Origin of the sequence: Shinella sp. G-2, from assembly GCF_050172695.1 — a bacterium.
Classification (GTDB): Bacteria; Pseudomonadota; Alphaproteobacteria; order Rhizobiales; family Rhizobiaceae; genus Shinella.
On the sequence record NZ_JBBEYH010000020.1, the window covers coordinates 75,945 to 96,590 of the forward strand.

The window sequence follows — 20,646 nt, forward strand, 5'->3', positions numbered from 1 at the left end:
AGCTTGCAACATATTTATTCTTAGTTTTATTTTTTGCGCAAGCTAGCTGAACTCAATACAAAAGAGCACAGAGAGCAACAATTCAACTAAACGTACGATATATAGAGATTTATTCGATATGTTTTTCCCTGGCGCCAATTCTATCTGCCAACGTGAAATCATCGATGATCGTGGTCATTCATCTTCGGAATAATTCTTCTGCTCGACAAGCCTCCATTTGTAATTGGCAATGGTTTCGCAGGGTATGGGTCAAATTTCAAACTCGTTTGATGCTGACAGCGACGGCGGGGAAAGTGCCGGAGCGCCCGCTGTTGGCAGCTGCACCTCTTACCCGGTAACAGATGCAAGGCTACCTGCCCAAGCATGGCGTTTGGCGCGACAACACTGCCTGCCTTTGCCCTGCAGAAATCTCTCCCCGAATCCGGCAACACGTTTATCGTGAGCGCGAAGAGCGGCCTACGTGACCGGGAGAGCATGTGTGGTAGATTTTCGCCTGCCTGTTTATAGTCCGGCGTTTCCAGCGCCGGTCAAATTGCGGCGAGGGCGGTTCAACGCTGGTTTCCTGGCTGTGCTAAGCTCAGCCGCCAGTGACGCTCATGTGGCGGGCAACGGCGGGTATGTTGCGGGTGCGGTCGATGATGAAGTCGTGGCCCTTGGGCTTGCGGGTGATCGCCTCTTCGATGACGCGCGATAGATATGCGTCGTCGTCGGAAGCCCTGAGCGCCGTCCGCAGGTCGGCGTCGTCATTCTGACCGAGGCACATGTAAAGCGTGCCGGTACACGTGAGGCGGACGCGGTTGCAGCTCTCGCAAAAATTATGGGTCATCGGCGTGATCAACCCAAGCCGCCCGCCGGTCTCAGAGACACTCAGATAACGGGCGGGGCCGCCGGTCTTGTAGGTGAGGTCCGAAAGGGTGAACTCGCGGGCGAGGCGATCACGCATTTCCGACAGTGGCAGGTAGTGGTCGGTGCGATTCTCGTCGATCTCTCCCATCGGCATGGTTTCGATCAGCGTCAGGTCCATTCCGCGCCCATGCGCCCAGCGCAGCATGTCGGGGATCTCGGTATCGTTGAAGCCCTTCAGCGCGACGGCGTTGATCTTGACCCTGATGCCGGCCGTCTGCGCCGCGTCGATGCCTTCCATCACCTTCGACAATTCGCCCCAGCGGGTGATCTGCCTGAACTTGTCGGGATTGAGCGTGTCGAGCGAGACATTGATGCGCCAAACGCCGCAATCGGCGAGTTCAGAGGCAAAGCGCGACAGCTGCGATCCGTTGGTGGTCAGGGTCAGTTCATCGAGAGTGCCCGAATGGACGTGCTTGCCAAGCTCGCGAACCAGCAACATGACATTCTTGCGCACCAGCGGTTCGCCGCCAGTCAGGCGCAGCTTGCGCACACCCTTGGCGATGAAGGCGGAACAGAGCCGGTTCAATTCCTCCAGCGTCAGAAGATCCTTCTTCGGCAGAAAGGTCATGTTTTCCGCCATGCAATAGGTGCAGCGGAAGTCGCAGCGATCCGTCACCGAAACCCTGAGATAGGTGACGGCGCGTCCGAACGGGTCGATCATCGGCGCTGTGGGATCAATCTGAGTGCCGACCTGGTCGATGGTGACGGTATCCAACGAAATTCTCCTGTTGAATTAATGTCGTGAGCGAAACGGGCGGCGTTAAAACCCGTGAACACATTCTTTCCGTCGAGGAAAGTGAAGGCAAAGAATTCCTTCCGCCAGGCATCTGCGATATTGCGCAACGATCGAATTGCGCCATTTTCATTGCCCTGTTACCGGGTTTTGCTTGATCTTGTCCAGTCGATGCCGGACAGCAGAAGCAAGAACTGTGCATCGAACCATTTGCGGCCGGACGAACTTCCACTCTTAGCCATTTTGTCGCAGGGATCATGCCTCACCTGCCCGGGAATGCGGCGCAACCGATCAAGCCGTTTCGCCGGGAGACAAAAACATGGGTCTGGAGGCCCATAGATCGCAACGCGCCGGCTAGGCGAAGTGCTCTCTCGTGCAATTGCGCGTAGGTGAGCGTCGCGGAGTCGGTATCGGTGGGCTTCCGACTGTTGCAGAGTAGCCTTTGATCGCCCAAAATGGGATATGTTTAATATTAGACACTCTGACGAAGGGGAACAGGCGCAGCGCTGACGAGCAATCGAAACGCACCGTTTCCCATCCTCGCAGCACAAGTTTGGTCGAAGGCCGCATCGACCGCCTCAAGACATTCCGATGTTGCGGCTTCTCGACTGGCGATCTAACGGTGACAAGGGCGCGAGAGAGCTTATTCGCGCTTCCACCCTGCCCGTCATCGATGTTGAGATCGGTGATGGCGCGCTTATCGATGTTGATACCCCACATGCCGTTGAAGCGGCAGGTGGCGTTTTGCGTAAATAACGAATAGCGGCTCTTTTTCAATGCGAACGGATGCAATCACTGACTTCAAAGTCGAGAGACGCCACCACGCTTTCCCACATAAATGAGCTCTTCCAGTAAACCTTCTTCGCCGGAGCTTGGAATACGAACTGTCGAGGCTGTGGAAAATTGTTTGCCTCGGTAGATATCCATCCCAATCACGTTAGGAACTCCAGCACGCGTCAGCGTCGGAGTTGACCCAATCGTCGGCCCACACTGGAGCCGGGCTTTCGGCAGCCGCCTGGGTGCCAAAGGGACGCAGGCCCGCAAGCGTCGACCTGCAATGCGTTTTGCAAACTTGCTATGAGTTATCTTGGCGACGCATCGGCGCGCTCAAAGACGTCGTTGGTTCGCGACGGAGAAAAGTGACGCTTTGGCGATATCGAGCTTCAATCCAACCTCCTTCGGCGTTGTGCGCGCCGATGCTACGGCGAGACGCACGCTGAAGCGCTTGCCAAAGCAATCGAACCAGCCAAGGGCATCCGCGCCGAGCAATTCTATGAAGGACAAGGTCGCCGGCAGGCTGCCCGGCGCGCCGCGATCAACGACGCTTATATCCTCGCAGCGCACGCCTAACACCGTTTCGGCCAGATTCGTAGCATTTTCAAATTTGTACTCGGAGACATCGATTTGGGTATTGTCCGTAACGAAGCTCGCCTCGCTATCCAGCCGGCCATTCAGGAAGTTCATGGAAGGTGACCCGACGAAGCCGGCGACGAACAGGCTGGCCGGTTTCTCATAAATGGCCTGCGGATGGGCGAATTGCTCGACCTGCCCCTTGTACATGACGGCCACACGGTCAGCCATGGTCATGGCCTCGATCTGGTCATGGGTGACATAGATCATAGTGGACTTTAGCTTTTCGTGGAGTTGCTTGAGTTCGACGCGGGTTTCGGCGCGCAGCTTGGCGTCTAGGTTTGAAAGCGGTTCATCGAACAGGCAGATCGATGAGGAACGCACCAGGGCCCTGCCGATCGCCACACGCTGGCGCTGTCCGCCCGACAGCTGGCCAGGCTTGCGCTCCAGCAGCGGTTCGATCTGCAAGAGCTTCGCCACCCAGTCAACCTTTTGCGCGATCTCAACCTTGGGGGTGCCGGAGATCTGCATGCCGAAGGAGAGGTTGCGCCGCACCGTCATGGCCGGGAAGAGAGCATAGGATTGGAACACCATTGCGAGGCCCCGCTCGCTAGGCTCCAGGCCGACGACGTCCCTGCCGTCAATGACGATCTGTCCGGCGTCGCAATCGTCCAGGCCGGCGATCACGTTGAGCAGCGTGGACTTGCCGCAGCCAGAAGGGCCGAGGATGACGACGAACTCGCCCTTCTCGATGTCCATGTCGACGGATTTGAGGATGTCGAGGCCGGCATAGGATTTCTTGATTTGGCGGAGGGAAATGCTGGACATGGATCAACCCTTGACGGCGCCGGCGGCGATGCCGCGGACGAAATAACGGCCGGAGAGGAAATAGACGACGAGCGTCGGTATGGCGGTGATGAGGGCGGCGGCCATGTTGACATTGGGATTGGCCGCGCCACGGGCATTATTGACGATGTTGGTCAGTTGCACCGTCATCGGCAGATTGTCGTTGCCGGCGAAGATCAGGCCGAGCAGATAGTCGTTCCAGATGCCGGTGAACTGCAGGATCGCCACCACAACGAGAATATTGGTCGAAATCGGCAGGATGATCGACCAGAAGGTGCGCAGGAAGCTGGCGCCTTCCATGCGGGCCGCCCGGCTGATTTCATCCGGCACGCCGACATAGAAATTGCGAAACAGCAGCGTCGTATAGGGCAGGCCATAGATGACATGCACGAAGACGATGCCGGCATAGGTGCGAAACAGCCCGATATTGCTGAGGATCTTCACCGTCGGATAGAGCATGGCCTGGTAGGGAATGAACAAGCCTACTGTCACCAGCAGCATTGTGATATTCGCATGGCGCGATTTCCATTGCGCCAGCGCGTAACCGTTCAGCGCTCCCGCCAGCGTCGAAATGATGACGGCGGGGATGGTGATCTTGATCGAGTTCCACACACCGGGGCGCACGCCTTCGCAATCGAGGCCGGTGCAGGCGCTCTTCCATGCGGTCACCCAGGCATCGAAGCTCGGTGCGAACGGAAGGGTCAGGAGGTTGCCCTGGCGGATCTCCTCGATCGGCTTCAGCGAATTCATCAACACGAGCAGCAGCGGCATGAGGAAGAAGATCGCAGAGACGACGAGGAAGGTATAAAGGCCGATGCGCGCGGCGCGTGGCGCGAACGGTTTGGACTGGGCCAGCGCGATCATGTACGCCTCCGGAATTCGCTGTAGAAATACGGCGCAAGCAGCAGCAGCGAGAGCAACAACATCATAATCGACGCTGCCGACGCGAGCCCTAGATTGACGCGGGCGAAATAGAAATCGACGGCGAATTTCGCGGGCATTTCAGTCGAAATGCCGGGACCGCCCTTGGTCATGGCGATAACGAGATCGTATCCGCGGATGACTTCCGACATCAGAAGCACGACGCAGGAGGCGATGACCGGACGCATGCCGGGAAAGATTACCTGGAGATAGGCCCGCCACAGCGGAATGCCCTCCATTCGGATCGCCTTCCACAGATCGGTGTCGATGCCGCGCAGGCCGGCGAGAACGATGACCATGATGAGACCGGCGGAATGCCAGATGCTGGCGATCACCAGCGTGTAGAGGGCGCGGTCGGGGCGCACCAGCCAGTCGAAGGTGAAGCTTTGCCAGCCGATGGAGTGCATCAGCGCCTGCAACCCGTTGGACGGATCGAGCAGCCAGCGCCAGGACAGGCCGGTGACGATCAGCGACACAGCCAGCGGATAGAGGAAAATGGTGCGGAACAACGATTCAGCGCTGATGCGGCGATCCGCCAGAACCGCCAGCAGCATGCCGAAGGCTAGCGTACCAACGATGTAGAGTACACCAAAAATCACCATGTTGACGCAGGAAACGAGCCAACGCTGGTTGGCGAATAGCTTTACGTATTGGCCAAAACCAATGATCTCGTAGCTCGGCACCAGTGTCGACCGCGTCATCGACATGTAAAACGTCCAGAAAATCGAGCCGTAAAAAAATATCGCGATAGCGGCGAAGAACACCGCCACGGTGATATCTGGCCTGAAGGCCTGCCGGTTGAGCCAGCTTCTCATTCCGAGGTCTCCCGAAACCCTCATGGGCGGCGAGGCGCCGCCCTTCTCAAATATTATTGGCTTTGGAGGATGCCACTCAGGGTCTCGATCGCCGCCTCAGTCGGCATCGTCGGGTCGGTCCAGAATTGCGTGGCGAGATCGGTCAACTGGCCGTTCAGGTCTCCCGCAAGGGCGACATAGGCGGAGTTGACCGCCTCCCCCGGCCTGGCGAGCATGGAGATCCCCTTGGCCGCACAAGCGTCAAGCGAACTGGTATCGACGTCGAGGCGGGACGGAACAGAACCCTTGGCCGCGGCGATCTTCGTTTGGACGACCGGGTCCATCACGGTTTCTGCCAGCAGCGTCTGGCCGTTGATGCGGTCCTCATCGCTGTTAACCGGGAAGGCGAAAATATCAACGATCACGGCATAAGCGGGCTTTTCGCTCGGCGTCAGGAAGCAGCCGAACTCCTTCCCGGCCGTCAGCCCGCCCGCGAGAAATTCGCCGCGCGCCCAGTCACCCATGAACTGCATGCCAGCCTTGCCGGTGATGACAAGATTGGTCGTGTCATTCCACGAACGGCCGGGACTTGCCGGATCAGCATAGGTCGAAACCTTGCGGTATAGCTCGAACGCCTTGGGCAGGATCGGAGATTTCAACGCCTGCGGATCGCGTTTGACGAACAGTTCGTTCCAATAGTCCGGTCCGCCCAGCGCAAGGATAAAATCGGTGAGGATCGAGACCTCTTGCCACGGCTCGCCGCCGACAGCAAAAGCGATGTAGCCGGCGGCTTTGAGCTTGTCTGCAGCCGCAAACATATCGTCAATGCTCTTCGGTTCTTCAAGCTTTAATTCATTGAACAGCGACTTGGAATACCAGATCCAGTTATCTGCGTGGATACCCACTGGCAAGGCGACCAGCTTGCCGTCTACATTGAGCTTGTCCCAGATCAGGGGTGCCATCAGCTTCTGCCAGCCGCCGGTTTCTGCCAGATCGTTGAAATCGCGAAGCTGGCCCGCTGCGGCAAGGTCGCGCAGTGCCGCGTTCGGCGTCATCAGGACGGCGGAGGGCGGCTCCCCGCCGGCGATACGGCTGGTGGCGGCAGCTATGGCAGAGTCGAAATCGGCCGACGGGCTGTCGATCCATTTGCCGCCCCGCGCTTTGTAAGCATCGGCGATGGCGTTCATCGCCTTGGATTCACTGGAGCTGGTCCAGTACTGCTGGACATCGACCGTCTGGGCATGTGCTGCGCCGGCTACCGCGAGCAAGCCGAATAGGGTCAGTGTGGAAGAGAGGCGTGTCACGTTCATTTTCATTCCCCTTTTTCTGCAACGTGCTGTCGGTTCCGGTTCGACAGGATGGAGAGGCGCCGCTTTCTGCGCCCCGGAAATGTCAGGCGGCCTTGCCGGGAGCAGCACCCAGATCGCGGTTGATGCTGTCGAGAAGAGTGGCCATGTCGCTCTTGGTGATCTTGTCGCCCGCGACCCAGGCCACGGTGTTGTAGATCCCGAGGAAGGAGCCGCCGCAATATTCCAGCATCTTCTCGGTCTCCTCGTCGTCGAGGTCGAGCTGGACCTGTAGGAAGGCGCCGAAGCGCTTGCGGGCGAATTCCTGCTCCAGCACGATGGAGGGCTGGCTTTCGACATTTAGGATGGTGAGCGGCAGCGCTGCCGCATCGACATCAACCACGCATTCGCCGCGAATGTCGCGGGAGGAGGCGGCGACCTCGATGCTGAACTTGCCGACATCTAGCAGCCAGCGGCGATAATCCGGGTCGTAGTAGCGCAAATCGCGAGCCTCGACGGTAATGGACACGCGCTTCGTTTCGCCGGGTTGAAGCTCAACCTTGGCGAAGCCCTTCAGTTCCCGCAGCGGGCGAATAAGACGCGGCGCATGAGGACGGGCATAGACCTGCACGATCTCCTTGCCTGCGACCGGGCCGGTATTGGTCACGTCGACGGAAACGGTCAGTGTGCTTTCGGCATCGATTCGCTCACGATCGGCCACGACATTGGCATAGTCGAAGCTGGTATAGCTGAGGCCGAACCCGAAGGGGAAAAGCGGCTGGAGCTTGCGCTTGTCATAGGAGCGGTAACCGACATGGATTCCCTCGCTATAGACATGACGGTTGTTTTCGCCGGGATAGCTGAGGAACCCGGGCGTATCCTCAAGTTGAACCGGGAAAGTGACGGTGAGCTTGCCGCAGGGATTTTGGACGCCGAACAAAATATCGGCCACTGCGCGGCCCGCTCCCTGACCGCCGAAGAAGGCGGAAATCACCGCAGGCGTCTGGCCGATCCACGGCATGACCACCGCATCCGGGATTGCCAGAATGATGGCCATCTTGGCGTTGCGACGCGACAGCCGGTCTATCAACTCGTCCTGGCCGTCATGCAGGTTGAGATGGGCACGGTCCGAACCTTCGCCGTCATAGCCCACTTCGGTATTGCCGAAGAAGAGCACGATATCGGCAGCGTCGATATCGGCGAGCGCGGCCTGTTCCGTGGCGCAGCCGGCATCGAAATCGGTTACCCCATGGAAGCTGATAGCCGCGGTGGGGGCCAGCCGGCGGATTTCGTCAAGCGGAACATCGACATCGGTCGGCCGGGTGGTGGCGCAGCCGGATCCTTGGATGACCGGCTCCTTCGCAGCGGCGCCGACCACGACGATGCGCTTCAGCTTTGCCCCGTCCAGCGGTAGCAGCCCGCCCTCGTTCTTCAGCAGGACGGTCGATTCCGCGGCCATGCGCCGCGCCAGTGCATGATGCTTTCTGTAATCCACCGTCACATCGTCGCGGGCCCCATTGTGGGCCGTGCGCACCAGCTTAAGGACGCGCTGGCAAGCCTCGTCGAGCGCTTCCATCGACACGCGGCCATCCTTTACGGCATCCAGCAGTTCCTGCTTGCGCGCGCCGCTTTCGGGCATGTCAAGATCGTTGCCGGCGTTCAGCGAGGCGGGGCGGTCCTTGATGCCGTGCCAATCGGACATGACGAGGCCGTCATACCCCCATTCGTCGCGCAAAACCTCGGTAAGCAGCCAACGGTTTTCGGCAGCCTGAACGCCGTTGAGGCGATTGTAGGAACTCATCACCGTCCAGGGATTGCTCTTGCGGATCGCCCGCTCGAAGCCTTTGAGGTAGATTTCGCGTAGCGCTCGTTCCTCGACATCCGAACTCATCGTGGTGCGCTGCACCTCAGAATTGTTGCAAGCAAAGTGCTTCAGCGATGCGCCTACGCCGTTGTCCTGCATGCCGTTGATGACGGCGGCGGCAATATCGCCGGAAACGACCGGGTCTTCGCCATAATATTCGTAGGAGCGACCGGCCAGGGCCGTGCGGCGGATATTAATGCCGGGGCCGAGCAGGATGTGGACGCCGAACGCCTGACATTCGACCGCCAGCGCTTCGCCCAGTTCGTAGGCCAGATCAACATCCCAGGAACAACCGAAGGAGGAGCCGTTCGGAAAGCAAGTGGCCGGACGGGTGGCGCCGAAGGCGCCCTCGACGCCACGCGACGGGTCCGCATTGACGACGCTGAGGAACGAGGCAAGCTGGCTGTCGCTATCCTGCGGACCCTCGATCTGGTCGATCGAATAGCGCACACCGTAGGTGCCGTCAGTCATGAGGATTTCCGGGATGTTTAGACGGTAGTTGGTTGCTGTGCGCCACAACCCCTGGCCGCTTACCAGCGCCACCTTTTCTTCAGGCGTCATCTGGTCCAGCAATCCGGCCAACTGCTTGTCGGAAATGTTCCATTTCATCGGTCGTCTATCCTAATTTTGCGGGCACAGGCCAGCCTACTCCGGCAGGCCTCCTCGCCTTTGCGGCTCCCACGCCGCGCCAAAGAATGTCTTAACGATGTCACAGGAAACGCGATGCATCTAGCCGCGAAACTTGTTCTGGATATAGATCAGTTTTTGATATTTAGTGCTTTTGAAAGTAGGGAGGAGCACATGAACGTCGCCTATCTTAGTCAGGACCACTGGTGCGAGCGGAGCGGTTGTGGATTCGAAGATCACGGTCCATTCGGCCAATCCTACTGCCGAGCCTTTGTACATGGCTACGCCGACGTACCATACCACTGGCACCGGGAAATGGAGATAGTTTTCGTTCTGCGCGGGAGCTTCCGTCTGATCGTCAACGGGCAGGTCTGCGAGATGCACAAGGACGACCTCATCATCATCAACGGCGATGTCCCCCACAATTCCACGTCGATTTCCCGCGATGCATTGATCTGCGGCGTGCATCTCGACAGCAGCCATTTCGAGCGCATGGGACTGTCAGGGTTTTCCAGCCGGCAGTATCTCTGCCGCACGTTCCTGCATTGCCGCTCTTTCATGAACAAGGTCGCCCCGATCAAATCGCTGATCGCTCGCATTATTGTCGACCAGGCCGGTCGGCCCGAGGAAGAAATGGCGCACCAGACCGTCGCCAATCTCTTGGCTTGCTATGTCTACCGCTGGATACCCTTTGAGGATGCCGAGACCGCGAATGCCCAAATGCGCGCCGACAGCCGCAATCGCATCTTGCGCATTATGGATTCGCTCGGCGGCCAGGACGAGGGCCAGCACCTCAACGAGATCGCGGAGGCGGAAGGCTTGACCGTCAGCCATCTTTCACGGCTGTTCAAACGGCATCTGGGCATCGGTTATCGCGATTATTCGCAAAACCTGCGGCTCGATAGCTGCGCGGGCGATCTGCGCACCACCGACGATACGATCAGAACGATCATGGAGCGCAACGGCTTCGGCAATCCCGCCGTCTTCTACAACAAGTTTCGCGCCCGCTTCGGCTGCAGCCCGGCGGAATTTCGACGCGGCAGCCGCCCTCTCCGTCCGCAAAGCCTCCTTACCGACGAGGATAGTGCCACGGCTCTGAAAATTCTCTCCACGCATGCGGCAGGATTAGGCAGAGCCGCAGACCTAGCACTCGGTTTGACTGTGCCAAAGCGTCATATCGTCCTGAGCGCCCCTCATTATGCCAGCCTGAGCTGATGTGACGATCAAGGGTTGGCTATCGAGCTTGCTGTGCGCTCATTTAAGGGTGGCTCATGAAATCGGTAATCATCGTCTGCGGGGCGCGGCGGGATTCGATGGTAAGGAGTTGAGATAGGAAACCGGTCTACGAAAATATCCACGGCAGCGGAATGGCAGACAGCGCAGTATTCCCGCGAGATCAGATCATCCATTGCGGGCCAGATACTTGGTGTGGACGGCAGTTCTGCCCAATATGATCGACGACGTCGAATTGTGCCACTGGGAGGGCGAATGAAAAACCGACCTAGCACGAATTGACCGGCTGTTTCCGCATTCCGCTTTTCGGCGTAACCGGGCATGGGTCGAATTCGAAGTATCCTCCGGCTCTTTTGGGCAGCTAACGTCTTTTGCTGAAGCCAAGATTCTTCTAGTAAAGCCGTCGTTGAAATTTGAGGCGAGGAAACATGCGAAAATTGGTGGCCGGTAAACTGCACGGCATCTACGTGACGGAGGCAAATCTCAACTATCATGGCTCGATTACTCTGGATCCCGATCACTGTGAAGAAGCTGGCATACTTCCGATGGAGTTCGTCGAGATCTGGAACAAAAATTCTGGTGCCAGGATCTCGACCTATGTCATCCTGGGTGAGCGAGGTTCCCGGTGCTGCATTCTCAACGGTGCTGCGGCACGTACTTGCCAGCCTGGGGATCAAATTATCATCTGCAACTCGGTCTATCTCGACGAGAGCCGGATCATATCGCTGAAGCCGAAGATCCTAACCTTTGATAAGAAAAACCACATTCTGGATCGAATGAGTTACTCCGTGTCAATCGACAACGAAGGAAGGCATTCCTTCGAAATCCTTGATGATGCGAATGCTGCACTTCCGATTCCGCTTCTTGTCACCAAGCCATCCACTTAGCCATCCAATTGCCCACCCTCGACCGACCGCCTTTCGGTCCGCCGTGCGAGACAAAGCCTTTCGGGACAGCGCGGCCTACGCGCCGCCTGGCCTGCCAGACCGGGATACCAGGCGGCGCGCCTTGTCGGCGAGATTGCCGTGATGCCATTACCCGGAAAGACAATCAGACCGCCCGGAATGACCGACAGCACCTCGTCGTTGCGGCGGAACGGAGCGGCCTTGACGTGCTTCGTCCAGTTCGGCTTAAAGGATATCTGGGTCACCTTGCGAGCCTCCGCCCAGCAAGCAGCGACCGCTCGGCGCCCTTCGGCGAGCCACCATGAAGCAAGACCATGTCGGGATGCTTGGCACGGCCTGATCGAGCTTCGCCCAGATGAAATCGTGATCGTTGTACTCCATCCCACCTGCGAGGGCGATCTTGGTGTCTGCGGGATCAGCACTTCGGTCTCGGCGCGCCGCCGGGCAGAGAGGAAGTTGCAGCTATCGATCATCGCCGCGGTCATGTTGGTATGGCTGATTTTCGAGCCGGTGCGCGGCCGCTTCGTTGAAATCGCCCAGTTCCGGGGTGAGCACGAGTGGTCCAGCGGATCACGGTGCTGCAATCGCTCGTCAAGGATGTGTGTGAACAACGCCTGCGCAGATAGGGTCATTCAGGACAAGGCGCGGACGACGCCGGCCTTTGCCGGCAGATGGGCGCCGGTCTCATTGGTTTCGGTGCGGATAAAGGACCTGGCGAAGACGACGGTGGTGCCGGTCTTGCCCTTGCGGACCGCCGCCCCGAGTTCGAGCGCCTGGCGAAACGTCATCCAGGTCGGCGCCAAGCCGCGGGCAATCGACCAGAGCGGCAGGGCGTTGATGCCGGAATAGGTTGGCCGTTGTGGCGCAGGGGCCGGGTGATCCGGTCGCTCGCATGAGCCGTGTTCCAGGGCTGTATCCAGGGTCGCACACCCTGTTCGAGCTCGGCGATGATCTTGTCGGTGATGCGGCCGTAGAGATCGGATCGTTGGTTTGTGTGTTGCTTGCGCATGTTCGAACCTCCGTTTGAGGTCCCAACCGAGGTCCCAACCATCGCGACCCGCTACGGCGGTCAGAATGCCGGGCTGCAAGCGCCGGCCCGCGCCCGACAGGGCCGCAACGGCAGTGGAGGACGGCAACGCCGTTGCGGGGCGGCGCGGACCCGGCAGGACCTGAAAGCCGGGGAGGTCGCGAGCCACGCCCACCACAGGGCCATTCTATTGCAGCCGGACACTACGACCATTGCACGGATCATCGGCGGCGCCAGTGAAGCGTTAGCCGAACTCGGTCGCCCTCACCGCCCGATGCTTTCGCCGCCCTCGCCTTGCCAGTGAACGGGCGACATCGAGGACGTCGTCGCGCGAGGCGGTTGTTCTTCTTGGGCTTGGCCTCGTTCATGAAATCCGTTGCCATGCCGGTTTTGGACCGCGCGGCTTTCGCTCGTTCCAGGTGAGCGCCGCCTCCTCGTTGTCTATCGGGCAAATCGCTCCAGCATCTTTCTCAGCTGGGCGTTTTGGAGTTGAAGCTTCATCGCCAACTGGCGGCGCAACTGCCAGATCTCGTCATCGAGATCTTGGAAATCGTTTGAAACGGCGGGTGCTGTTGATGGTGTCGACGGGCTCTCGGCCGACGCGTTTTTCTTTCGAAACACGCGCGCCTTACGAGGCTTCGTTGTCGCCGAAACCTCGTAAGGCTCGGTTTGCAAATCGAGGCCCGTCGTCGTGGCGGGTTCGTCCGGACCAGCTGGTACTTCCACGACCCTCTCGATATCAGGAACATCATCGGAGGCGCTCGAATCCGCATCGACCTGATCGGCGGGGTCTTGCGCACCGTCAGCTGGCAGCGCCAGCGCAGCCGGTGGTTGGAACCGAGCCGACTCCTGCGTCTCATTGACTATCGGCGTCTCGGATGTGTCCTCGATGGAGGCGCTATTATTGTCCTTGCCATGTCGTCTCGTGAGTCCAACGAGAAATTTCCAAGGGGACGCCACCATCTTTCCTCAGCCTCGCGCTTTTTCCGACAGTCGAGCTGCCTTGAAATGCTTCGGCGGCAGACAAGCCGCCGCCGATGCTCATGGTCAATGGGAGCAGGATGAGTACGGTCGGCCTTAGCCGGCACGCTTGTAGGCTGCTGGTCAGGCAAGACCGAGGCGCTTGCGCAGATCTGCGTTTTCCTGGCGAAGCTTTTCTGCAAGCGATTTGCGCAGCATCTGGTTTTCTTCCTCCAGCCGAAGCAGCTCCGCCATGTCGTCGGCAGCCGAAACGGGCGCCTTTGTCGCGACGGGGGAGGACTTTGCAGCGCTCGTTTTGCCAACCCGCTTCGCTCCGCGTGCGGCTTCTGCGACGATCGGCTTGGTTTTGGCTGCACGCGCCGGCCTGCCACGCTTTGGCGCTGCAGCAGGCGACTGGGTCTCCACCATGATATCGGCACTTGCCGTCTCGGGCGCCGCCTTCTTGGCGCGCGGTACGCGCTGCTTCTTCGGCTCTGACGCTATTGCAGCATCGGTGATCACGGAATCGCTATCGACAGTCGCATGGGTTTCGTTGGCCATAAATCTCTCCTGTGGTGCCAACACCGTTCTTGGCTGCTCCAATGGCGCTGTCAATAAGGACGTCTGTTCGGAACTCACCGGCGATGAAGAAATTGCGCTGTCTATGATGTGATGACCGGCGTCACCGGAGACGTCAGCGCTTACCGCAGCAGAAACGGCTTTGAGATCCAGGTTACCCCAAATCGAGACCGGTTTCGAAGTCTGCCGCCGACGGCCGGATTTGAATTCGACAACGAAGTTTCGTTGCGGCTTTCTCATATTATCAAAACCTTGAACTTACCGAGGAAGATGGCGCTGCTGACCAGCGGCACAGTGGCTTTGTCCTCGCAAATAGCGTCATTAACTAGATCAGTCGAGAGCGACGCCGCCAAGTTGAGGCCTTGGATGAGGATATGGTCGCTATCATGTCTCCGACTATACGCAGTGAACCACTTGCGGTCGCCTCGCTACTCAACCCGTCCCGGGCCTGCTAACGACCGGTCAAGTTGCTTCGCCTTGATGATATTCGAACCTAAGACCAGCTATATAAGTTGACGTTAAGGCACTGAATGCTTGAGATAATGCCCTTTGCATTTGTCTGAAAGCAGCGAGAATCTAGATATGGATCAACTCGATAATCTCGCCCGACGTTTCCGCGACGCGATTGAGGCGACGCCTCGCAGCCAGTTGCCGATCACTATGCAATCGTTCCCACATGGTGCCTGCGGAGACGCGACACTACTGTTAGGGCATTTTCTCAAATTGCAGGGTCTAGGCACCTTCGATTATGTGCTTGGCGAGAAAGGCGACCATACCCATGCGTGGATCAAGCATGGCGATATCATCATCGACATCACAGCCGACCAGTTTACAGAGATCGACCAAGCGGTAATTGTCGCCGCGAATTCGGTCTGGCATGAGCAGTTTACATCCAGTGTCCTCCATGAGGCGGACTTCATGATTTACGATAATTACACTCAGGCTACTTTAGGAGCGGCTTACCATTCGGTCATACGGCAATTGGAGGATATTCTCCCGCCTGTTCTGGAGGACTAGCATGGATCTGCTAATCTTGCTTTCCCAACGCACACTGCTGCCGGGCTTTGTCGGTCATATTCCGACAAAGCCGGGACAGGCATCACGGAATTCTCTATTATCCAAGTCCGCAAATCAAACACGCTCTGGTTCTGCTGAGATAGGAGCAAGCTTTTGAGCTGGGCGAGGGGTTGTTGCGTCCGATCTCTGGAAACAACCACGCCAAACCATATCGCCGGCGTGCTTGACAAGATGACAGGCACGAATCCGGCGCCTACTGCTGAGCAACACTCGGCGGCAATCCACCATTCGCTCTATGGTCCATTCAGGTGCTGCTGTGGCTCTTGATCACTATGTCTCCCAAGTCCATCTGAAGAATTTCTACGCTCCAGCGCTCGGGGAGCGCATGTATGCGATGAAGAAAACGGACTTGAAGCGCTATACCTGTGACGCCTATAGCCAATGTCGCATCGAGGACGGCAGCACCAACCCCTATCTGCAGGAACCCCGCGTCATTGAGGAATTCTTGCACGGCGTGGAGCCAAGGTACAACTCTGCTTTGGTCAAGCTGCGAGAAGGTCGACTCGATCCCGAATCCGTATTCGCGATTGCCGGCTTCGCTGCCTATGTCCAGGGATGCGCGCCTGGCGGTATGCGCATCCATTCGCGACCGCTTCAGGAAACCGTCGCCGTGACAACCGCCATGCTTGAAGAATCGGGTATGCTTCCGCCGCCACCCTCCATGTTCAGAGGCAAGACGTTGGCCCAGCTGTTGGACAGCGAGGAAGTCTTGGTGACGGTCGATCCCAAGTATCCGCAATCCATGGGGATCACCAATATCCTTCGTAGTACGTCGATCTGGGGAAATTCATGCTGGGACATTCTTATTAATGAGAATCCATCAACACCGTTTTTCACAAGCGACTATCCGCTTGCAATCGAGCCTTCGGGGCGAGCTGGTATAGTCAACCGGATCCTGCCTCTTGCACCCAGTCTCGCCATCCGCATCCTGCCGGACCTCGAACAACGAGGCCGGCTGGATTTAAGGTTTGCGAACCTGAGAACCCGTAGGATCAACATTCGGCGCCAAGATGCAGCGGAGATCAATCGCCGGATTGTACAATGCGCGGAGAGCGTGGTCTACTTCTCGGAGGATCTGCCTTGGATCCCGGCGTTCGTCGAAAAACACCGGTGGTTCAAGATTGAGCCAGAAATCTCGCGGATACCACAGGGTGGCGGCCAGATGATCGTCTCTACACTGCGGATTTCGAAAGCCGCCCCGGCAAAGATTGATCAAGTTAAAAACTAAAAACCCGACACAAATTTATAATCGCGACCAAATTGCGAATGCGGGCATCGCTAGGGCGTGGGATCGAAAGTTCATCACAGCGCCTTCGACCGTTACGACATGCAACGGCGATTCGTGGTGTCAATAGTTCGATTTCTGGAATAAACAGAATGAAGGTGGAAAGAGGCGGTCACCAGCACTAAGCGACGTACTTGAGGTTGCATGTATCATTGCCCCTGCTATGACTAAAACCTTAAAACACATAAGATTTGGCTCGAGCGCAGGGCTGCAATGCAGGCGACATTGATTTCTTTACAAGACGCGGTGAAAGACCTACCGTCCGTTAGGATCCTGCTAGCGCACGAATTCGAGAACGGACCACGGATTGATCCCCTCAAGATCATTCAGACCTATGAGGCCAGCGAGTGGGAAACGTTCATCGACGAATGGGTGCATTCTCTCAAATCTACTTATGTCGGCGTCATGCGTCCGACCGGCGCTGGTGACAAGGGAATAGACATTGCCGGCTTCTGCGACGCAGACAAGCTGCTCGGCACTTGGGATAATCATCAGTGCAAGCATTATAGTGCCCCCTTGGGTTTCAGCGTAGCCGCTCCAGAAATCGGAAAGATCCTTTGGTATTCGTTCTCGGGCGTATACAAAGCGCCGAGAGCATGCCGCTTTATCGCGCCGAAAGGGGCCTCTACGTCGCTATCCCTTTTGCTGACCAACGCGGATAAGCTGAAAACGAAGGTAATCGCGGAATGGGACAAATCCATCGCCGGAAAAATCACCTCACCCGGTCCGGTCAAACTGGAAGGCAAATTTCTCGACTACGTCAGTAGTTTCGACTTCAGGATCTTTTCTGCTGAACAGCCGCGGACAATCATCGAGGCTCATGCCAAAACGCCCTACCATCTTAGTCGATTCGGTGGTGGCCTGCCGTCGCGTCCGCAACCCGACGCTGTCCCAGCCGAGGTCGAGGAAGCGGAGACGACCTATACAAGCAAGCTCCTCGACGCCTACTCAGAGCATAAAGGAGAGGCGGTCGCAACCGCCTCGCAGCTAGACAAGTTTTCCACGTTGAAAACCCACTTCCAGCGATCCCGTGAGGCATTTTATCATGCCGAGTCACTGCGGGTGTTCGTGCGCGAAAAGGTGGAGCCCGGAACCTTCGAAGGATTACAAGCCGAGATACTGGATGGTATCCAGGACACCTATGATGGGGAACATCCTGACGGTTTCGCGAGAGTGGTGGCCGTGACCGAAAAGGCGCAATCCATCGCTCTCGATGCGCACCCGCTTAACAAAAGCGCCCTGCCCAAGGATCGCCGGGGAATTTGTCACCAGCTCGCGAACGATGGGAAGCTGACATGGCGACGCTAGTGTCCTCAGCCTCCGCTTTCAATGGTCCGCTCGAAACCGGTGTGAGGGCGGTCTTTGTGCTGCACGCGCATTTTCCGCGAGCAGTAGATCTGAACCGGCTGACCGCCATGGACTACCTTGTCGTGAGAACCAGCTTAGTCGACGGTCCAGCGGACTTGCATCCGCCGACCCCGATCATGTCGCCTGTCACTCAGGTTCGAAGGAAGTCCGTGCAATCAGCTGTTGCCTTGATGATGTCACGAGGGCTCATCGAGCAGCTTGCTGACGAAAGCGGGATACTGTTTCAGGCGGGCGATAATGCTGAATTCTTTGTCTCCGCGCTGCAGACGCCATACCTGCAGCAATTGTATGAGCGCGCCCAATGGCTCGCAGGCCATTTCGAGAATTACAGCGATGAGGGTTTTGACGATCTGATGCGAAATCTCCTCTCGAACTGGGTATCTGAGTTCCAAGACGAAGCGTCCGGGCCGGCATCATGACATATTCAGGCTTCCAGATCCGTCATCTCTCCTTTCACGGCAAGGACAGAAAGCCGGCGATCGTCTCGTTCCAGTCCGGCCTGAACGTCGTCTATGGGGCCTCCGATACCGGAAAGTCGTATATCGTCGAAGCAATCGATTTCATGCTTGGCGGCAAAGGTCCCCTCCCCGATATTCCGGAAGCAAAGGGCTATGAGCGCGTGTTGCTCGCGATCGCCTTCGACGACGGATCGGAAACGACGCTGCTCAGAGGCATGACTGGCGGACAGTTCCAGGCGTTCGAAGGTTTGCACACGTCGATTCCGGATACAGGCGGTAGTACCCTTGGAGAGATCCACAACGAACGCGATGAATCAAACCTCTCTTCTTTCCTCCTGTCAAAAATCGGCCTAGCAGGTAAAAGAATCAAAAAGAATGCGAAAGATGACACCCAAGCCCTGAGCTTCCGCAACCTCGCGAGACTGGCGATCGTCAACGAAGAGGAAATAATCCAGAAGCGTTCTCCGTTGTCGGACGGAAATTACACTGCGAATACTGCGAACACCTCCGTATTCACAATGCTTCTGACCGGTGTCGATGACACCGCCCTTCTATCGCGCCAAGGCACCTCTTCCGAGGAGCAGAAACGTTTGGCGCAGATCGATCTTCTCGATCAACTGATCGCGGAAGCTCAAAAGCGCATCACGTCGATATCCGGCTCCCGAGATGAATTGGCCGATCAAGAGGACCGGCTCACGAAGGCGATGGACAATCGCGTCGAGCAACTCGCGTTCACCGAGGAAAAGTTCAAAACGATCTCGACCAAGAGGCGGACGATTATTCAAAAGCTCGAAGCGACCAACGAGCGTTACACAGAGATCGCCACCCTCCTCGAGCGTTTCAATCTTCTGCAACAGCACTACGGCTCGGATTATGAGCGTCTGGTGGGCATCCGGGAGGCGGGAAGCTTTTTCTCGGTACTCGAACAAGAGATTTGCCCGACCTGTGGCGCCTTGCCCGAGCATCATGATTCCAGCGCCGTCTGCCACGGCGATATTGGGGTGACCGTCCTGGCTGCCGAAGCAGAGATGCAGAAGATTGAAGCTCGGCAATCGGAGCTGGCAACAACGATGACCGCTCTGAAGACGGAGGCGCAGTCGATCGAGAAGTCGCTTCCCACTATGAAAAGCTCCCTGAGAGCATTGTCGATTGAAATCGAGACAGTGGTCTCACCCGACCTGCGAAAACAACGTTCAACTTACAAGGAACTGGCTGACAAAGGCGCGAACGTTCGCCAGGCACTCGGGCTCTTCAGCAATCTGAGTGATCTGACCAGTCGTAAAGCCGCCCTGGAACGGCAGAACGACGGGGGCTCAAACGATGCCGCATCGAGCACCCGTCTAACCAGCACCGTCGTCGCCCCGTTCACTGAACTGGTTGAGAGTGTCCTCCACCAATGGGGGTTTCCGGGTGTGGATCGCGTCCACTTCGACACGACAATGAAAGACCTGATCGTTTCGGGCAAGCCGCGAACCTCCTATGGAAAGGGGCTGAGGGCGATTACGCAATCGGCGTTTACCATCTCGCTGCTGCAATATTGCGCCGACAACGATCTGGCCCATCCGGGCATCGTCGTGCTCGATTCCCCTCTGCTTTCCTACCGCGAACCGGAGGGAGCCGACGACGATCTGAGCGATACGAACCTGAACGGAAACTTCTATAGATATCTTCTTGGCCTCGAAAGCGATCGACAGGCGATTATCGTTGAGAACATGGATCCACCGTCAGACGTCGAACTCGGTGATCGAGTGATTCATTTTTCCGGGATGGTTGATGAAGGTCGCTTCGGGCTGTTTCCTCGGTGACCGATCGAGAACAATGACGCCAATCAGCAATTCTCGTCGTGGCTGAAGGAGCGGACCCTGATTTCGTCGTTCGCGCCCACCTTCCTCGGAGAGGAAATCCGGATCAACACCTTCAGAAAGGCATCGTAGGCGCACAGCCTGGCCGCCCCCTGGATCGCGTGCTACGGCACGTCAGTCGCGTCACGTTGGACATCGTACCTGCGGCCTTAACTTCCGCTCGTCTCGGTTTCTTGTTATCGATTTGCGAGGAGATTCGTCATGAAATTGGTCCGCTTACGGCTTAAAAACTTTCGATCTTTTGGTCAAACGGCAACCGTTATTGACCTCTCCGACATGACTTTCTTTCTTGGTCCGAATGGCTCCGGCAAAACGGCTGTTCTGCAGGCTTTGGCGAGGATGTTCAGCCTCGACCCGGCTCAGCGAAAAGTCCGCAAGTTGGATTTTCACGTTCCCAACGACGAGAAGGAGGCGCCACTGGATCGGCGCCTGTGGATCGAGGCCGATTTCCAGTTTCCTGAACTGCTGAACGACGACGGTGTGCCCAAGCCTGCGGTGCCTGGCGCATTTGCGCATATGCAGCTTGAGGCGCCGCAAGGCCCGGCACAGGTTCGCTTTCGCCTGA

Annotated in this window: 18 protein-coding genes and 2 pseudogenes; 10 read left to right on the forward strand and 10 right to left on the reverse strand. The window is 57.6% G+C overall.

Annotation, left to right across the window (positions count from 1 at the left end; all coding sequences use genetic code 11):
• Positions 1–577 precede the first annotated feature (577 nt).
• Positions 578–1,621 (reverse strand): GTP 3',8-cyclase MoaA, encoded by a 1,044-nt coding sequence (gene moaA, locus V8U06_RS22455; RefSeq protein WP_024899966.1) that lies wholly within the window; start codon positions 1,619–1,621, stop codon positions 578–580.
• A 26-nt stretch (positions 1,622–1,647) separates the two neighbouring features.
• On the opposite strand from moaA, the gene V8U06_RS22460 reads away from it, so the two are divergent.
• A complete protein-coding gene (locus V8U06_RS22460) occupies positions 1,648–1,797 on the forward strand; it encodes a hypothetical protein (RefSeq protein ID WP_161662585.1) in 150 nt (49 codons plus the stop codon).
• A gap of 433 nt (positions 1,798–2,230) precedes the next feature.
• Positions 2,231–2,395: a hypothetical protein gene (locus V8U06_RS22465; protein WP_427142571.1), complete on the forward strand. Its 165-nt coding sequence runs from the start codon at positions 2,231–2,233 to the stop codon at positions 2,393–2,395.
• Positions 2,396–2,746: 351 nt separating this feature from the next.
• Here V8U06_RS22465 and V8U06_RS22470 read toward each other — a convergent pair whose 3' ends face one another.
• From V8U06_RS22470 to V8U06_RS22490, 5 genes are all read right to left on the reverse strand, one after another.
• Positions 2,747–3,817 carry an ABC transporter ATP-binding protein gene (locus V8U06_RS22470; protein WP_427142572.1) on the reverse strand — a complete coding sequence of 357 codons (1,071 nt, stop codon included), beginning with the start codon at positions 3,815–3,817 and terminating at the stop codon, positions 2,747–2,749.
• A gap of 3 nt (positions 3,818–3,820) precedes the next feature.
• Entirely contained in the window at positions 3,821–4,690 is an 870-nt protein-coding gene (locus tag V8U06_RS22475; protein WP_024899969.1) for a carbohydrate ABC transporter permease, read from the reverse strand.
• Positions 4,691–4,695: 5 nt separating this feature from the next.
• Entirely contained in the window at positions 4,696–5,571 is an 876-nt protein-coding gene (locus tag V8U06_RS22480) for a carbohydrate ABC transporter permease (protein ID WP_427142573.1), read from the reverse strand.
• Positions 5,572–5,624: 53 nt separating this feature from the next.
• Entirely contained in the window at positions 5,625–6,866 is a 1,242-nt protein-coding gene (locus V8U06_RS22485; RefSeq protein ID WP_427142574.1) for an ABC transporter substrate-binding protein, read from the reverse strand.
• A 76-nt stretch (positions 6,867–6,942) separates the two neighbouring features.
• Complete coding sequence (locus V8U06_RS22490) at positions 6,943–9,309, reverse strand: beta-glucosidase family protein (protein WP_427142575.1); 2,367 nt, start codon at positions 9,307–9,309, stop codon at positions 6,943–6,945.
• Positions 9,310–9,501: 192 nt separating this feature from the next.
• On the opposite strand from V8U06_RS22490, the gene V8U06_RS22495 reads away from it, so the two are divergent.
• Together V8U06_RS22495 and panD are read left to right on the forward strand one after the other, a co-directional pair.
• On the forward strand, positions 9,502–10,542 hold the full coding sequence (locus tag V8U06_RS22495; RefSeq protein ID WP_427142576.1) for an AraC family transcriptional regulator: 1,041 nt from the start codon (positions 9,502–9,504) through the stop codon (positions 10,540–10,542).
• 446 nt (positions 10,543–10,988) lie between these two features.
• Entirely contained in the window at positions 10,989–11,447 is a 459-nt protein-coding gene (gene panD / locus V8U06_RS22500; protein ID WP_243016914.1) for an aspartate 1-decarboxylase, read from the forward strand.
• An 88-nt stretch (positions 11,448–11,535) separates the two neighbouring features.
• Here the strand turns inward: panD and V8U06_RS22505 are convergent.
• The 4 genes and pseudogenes from V8U06_RS22505 to V8U06_RS22520 all read right to left on the reverse strand — a co-directional run.
• A pseudogene (locus V8U06_RS22505) lies at positions 11,536–11,995 on the reverse strand (DUF2493 domain-containing protein); the annotation flags it as partial.
• A gap of 138 nt (positions 11,996–12,133) precedes the next feature.
• Positions 12,134–12,474 (reverse strand): annotated as a pseudogene (locus tag V8U06_RS22510) (ArdC-like ssDNA-binding domain-containing protein); the annotation flags it as partial.
• A gap of 459 nt (positions 12,475–12,933) precedes the next feature.
• Positions 12,934–13,455, reverse strand: a complete 522-nt coding sequence (locus tag V8U06_RS22515) for a hypothetical protein (protein ID WP_024899971.1) — start codon at positions 13,453–13,455, stop codon at positions 12,934–12,936.
• Between the two features lie 141 nt (positions 13,456–13,596).
• The gene (locus V8U06_RS22520; protein WP_427142577.1) at positions 13,597–14,013 is read right to left on the reverse strand and encodes a transcriptional regulator; all 417 of its coding nucleotides are present in this window, start codon (positions 14,011–14,013) and stop codon (positions 13,597–13,599) included.
• Between the two features lie 600 nt (positions 14,014–14,613).
• Between V8U06_RS22520 and V8U06_RS22525 the strand changes: the two genes are divergently transcribed.
• The 6 genes from V8U06_RS22525 to V8U06_RS22550 all read left to right on the forward strand — a co-directional run.
• Positions 14,614–15,048, forward strand: a complete 435-nt coding sequence (locus V8U06_RS22525) for a hypothetical protein (RefSeq protein WP_427142578.1) — start codon at positions 14,614–14,616, stop codon at positions 15,046–15,048.
• 316 nt (positions 15,049–15,364) lie between these two features.
• On the forward strand, positions 15,365–16,336 hold the full coding sequence (locus tag V8U06_RS22530; RefSeq protein WP_427142579.1) for a DUF4238 domain-containing protein: 972 nt from the start codon (positions 15,365–15,367) through the stop codon (positions 16,334–16,336).
• A gap of 270 nt (positions 16,337–16,606) precedes the next feature.
• On the forward strand, positions 16,607–17,701 hold the full coding sequence (locus tag V8U06_RS22535) for an ABC-three component system protein (protein WP_427142580.1): 1,095 nt from the start codon (positions 16,607–16,609) through the stop codon (positions 17,699–17,701).
• On the forward strand, positions 17,689–18,180 hold the full coding sequence (locus V8U06_RS22540; protein ID WP_427142581.1) for an ABC-three component system middle component 2: 492 nt from the start codon (positions 17,689–17,691) through the stop codon (positions 18,178–18,180). The genes V8U06_RS22535 and V8U06_RS22540 overlap by 13 nt, the downstream gene beginning before the upstream one ends.
• On the forward strand, positions 18,177–20,024 hold the full coding sequence (locus V8U06_RS22545) for an AAA family ATPase (RefSeq protein ID WP_427142582.1): 1,848 nt from the start codon (positions 18,177–18,179) through the stop codon (positions 20,022–20,024). Before V8U06_RS22540 ends, V8U06_RS22545 begins: the two co-directional genes overlap by 4 nt.
• A 258-nt stretch (positions 20,025–20,282) precedes the next feature.
• Positions 20,283–20,646 (forward strand): AAA family ATPase (locus tag V8U06_RS22550; RefSeq protein WP_427142583.1); only part of this gene is annotated, 364 nt, incomplete at its 3' end.

What these genes read in the sequence shown, in the direction of transcription:
- panD (WP_243016914.1), top strand. Translation starts at nt 10,989, where the DNA reads ATGCGAAAATTGGTGGCCGGTAAACTGCACGGCATCTACGTGACGGAG.
- V8U06_RS22495 (WP_427142576.1), top strand. Translation starts at nt 9,502, where the DNA reads ATGAACGTCGCCTATCTTAGTCAGGACCACTGGTGCGAGCGGAGCGGT.
- V8U06_RS22535 (WP_427142580.1), top strand. Translation starts at nt 16,607, where the DNA reads ATGCAGGCGACATTGATTTCTTTACAAGACGCGGTGAAAGACCTACCG.
- V8U06_RS22485 (WP_427142574.1), bottom strand. Translation starts at nt 6,866, where the DNA reads ATGAAAATGAACGTGACACGCCTCTCTTCCACACTGACCCTATTCGGC.
- V8U06_RS22470 (WP_427142572.1), bottom strand. Translation starts at nt 3,817, where the DNA reads ATGTCCAGCATTTCCCTCCGCCAAATCAAGAAATCCTATGCCGGCCTC.
- V8U06_RS22515 (WP_024899971.1), bottom strand. Translation starts at nt 13,455, where the DNA reads ATGGTGGCGTCCCCTTGGAAATTTCTCGTTGGACTCACGAGACGACAT.
- V8U06_RS22480 (WP_427142573.1), bottom strand. Translation starts at nt 5,571, where the DNA reads ATGAGAAGCTGGCTCAACCGGCAGGCCTTCAGGCCAGATATCACCGTG.
- V8U06_RS22490 (WP_427142575.1), bottom strand. Translation starts at nt 9,309, where the DNA reads ATGAAATGGAACATTTCCGACAAGCAGTTGGCCGGATTGCTGGACCAG.
- V8U06_RS22520 (WP_427142577.1), bottom strand. Translation starts at nt 14,013, where the DNA reads ATGGCCAACGAAACCCATGCGACTGTCGATAGCGATTCCGTGATCACC.
- V8U06_RS22545 (WP_427142582.1), top strand. Translation starts at nt 18,177, where the DNA reads ATGACATATTCAGGCTTCCAGATCCGTCATCTCTCCTTTCACGGCAAG.
- V8U06_RS22465 (WP_427142571.1), top strand. Translation starts at nt 2,231, where the DNA reads ATGTTGCGGCTTCTCGACTGGCGATCTAACGGTGACAAGGGCGCGAGA.
- V8U06_RS22540 (WP_427142581.1), top strand. Translation starts at nt 17,689, where the DNA reads ATGGCGACGCTAGTGTCCTCAGCCTCCGCTTTCAATGGTCCGCTCGAA.
- V8U06_RS22525 (WP_427142578.1), top strand. Translation starts at nt 14,614, where the DNA reads ATGGATCAACTCGATAATCTCGCCCGACGTTTCCGCGACGCGATTGAG.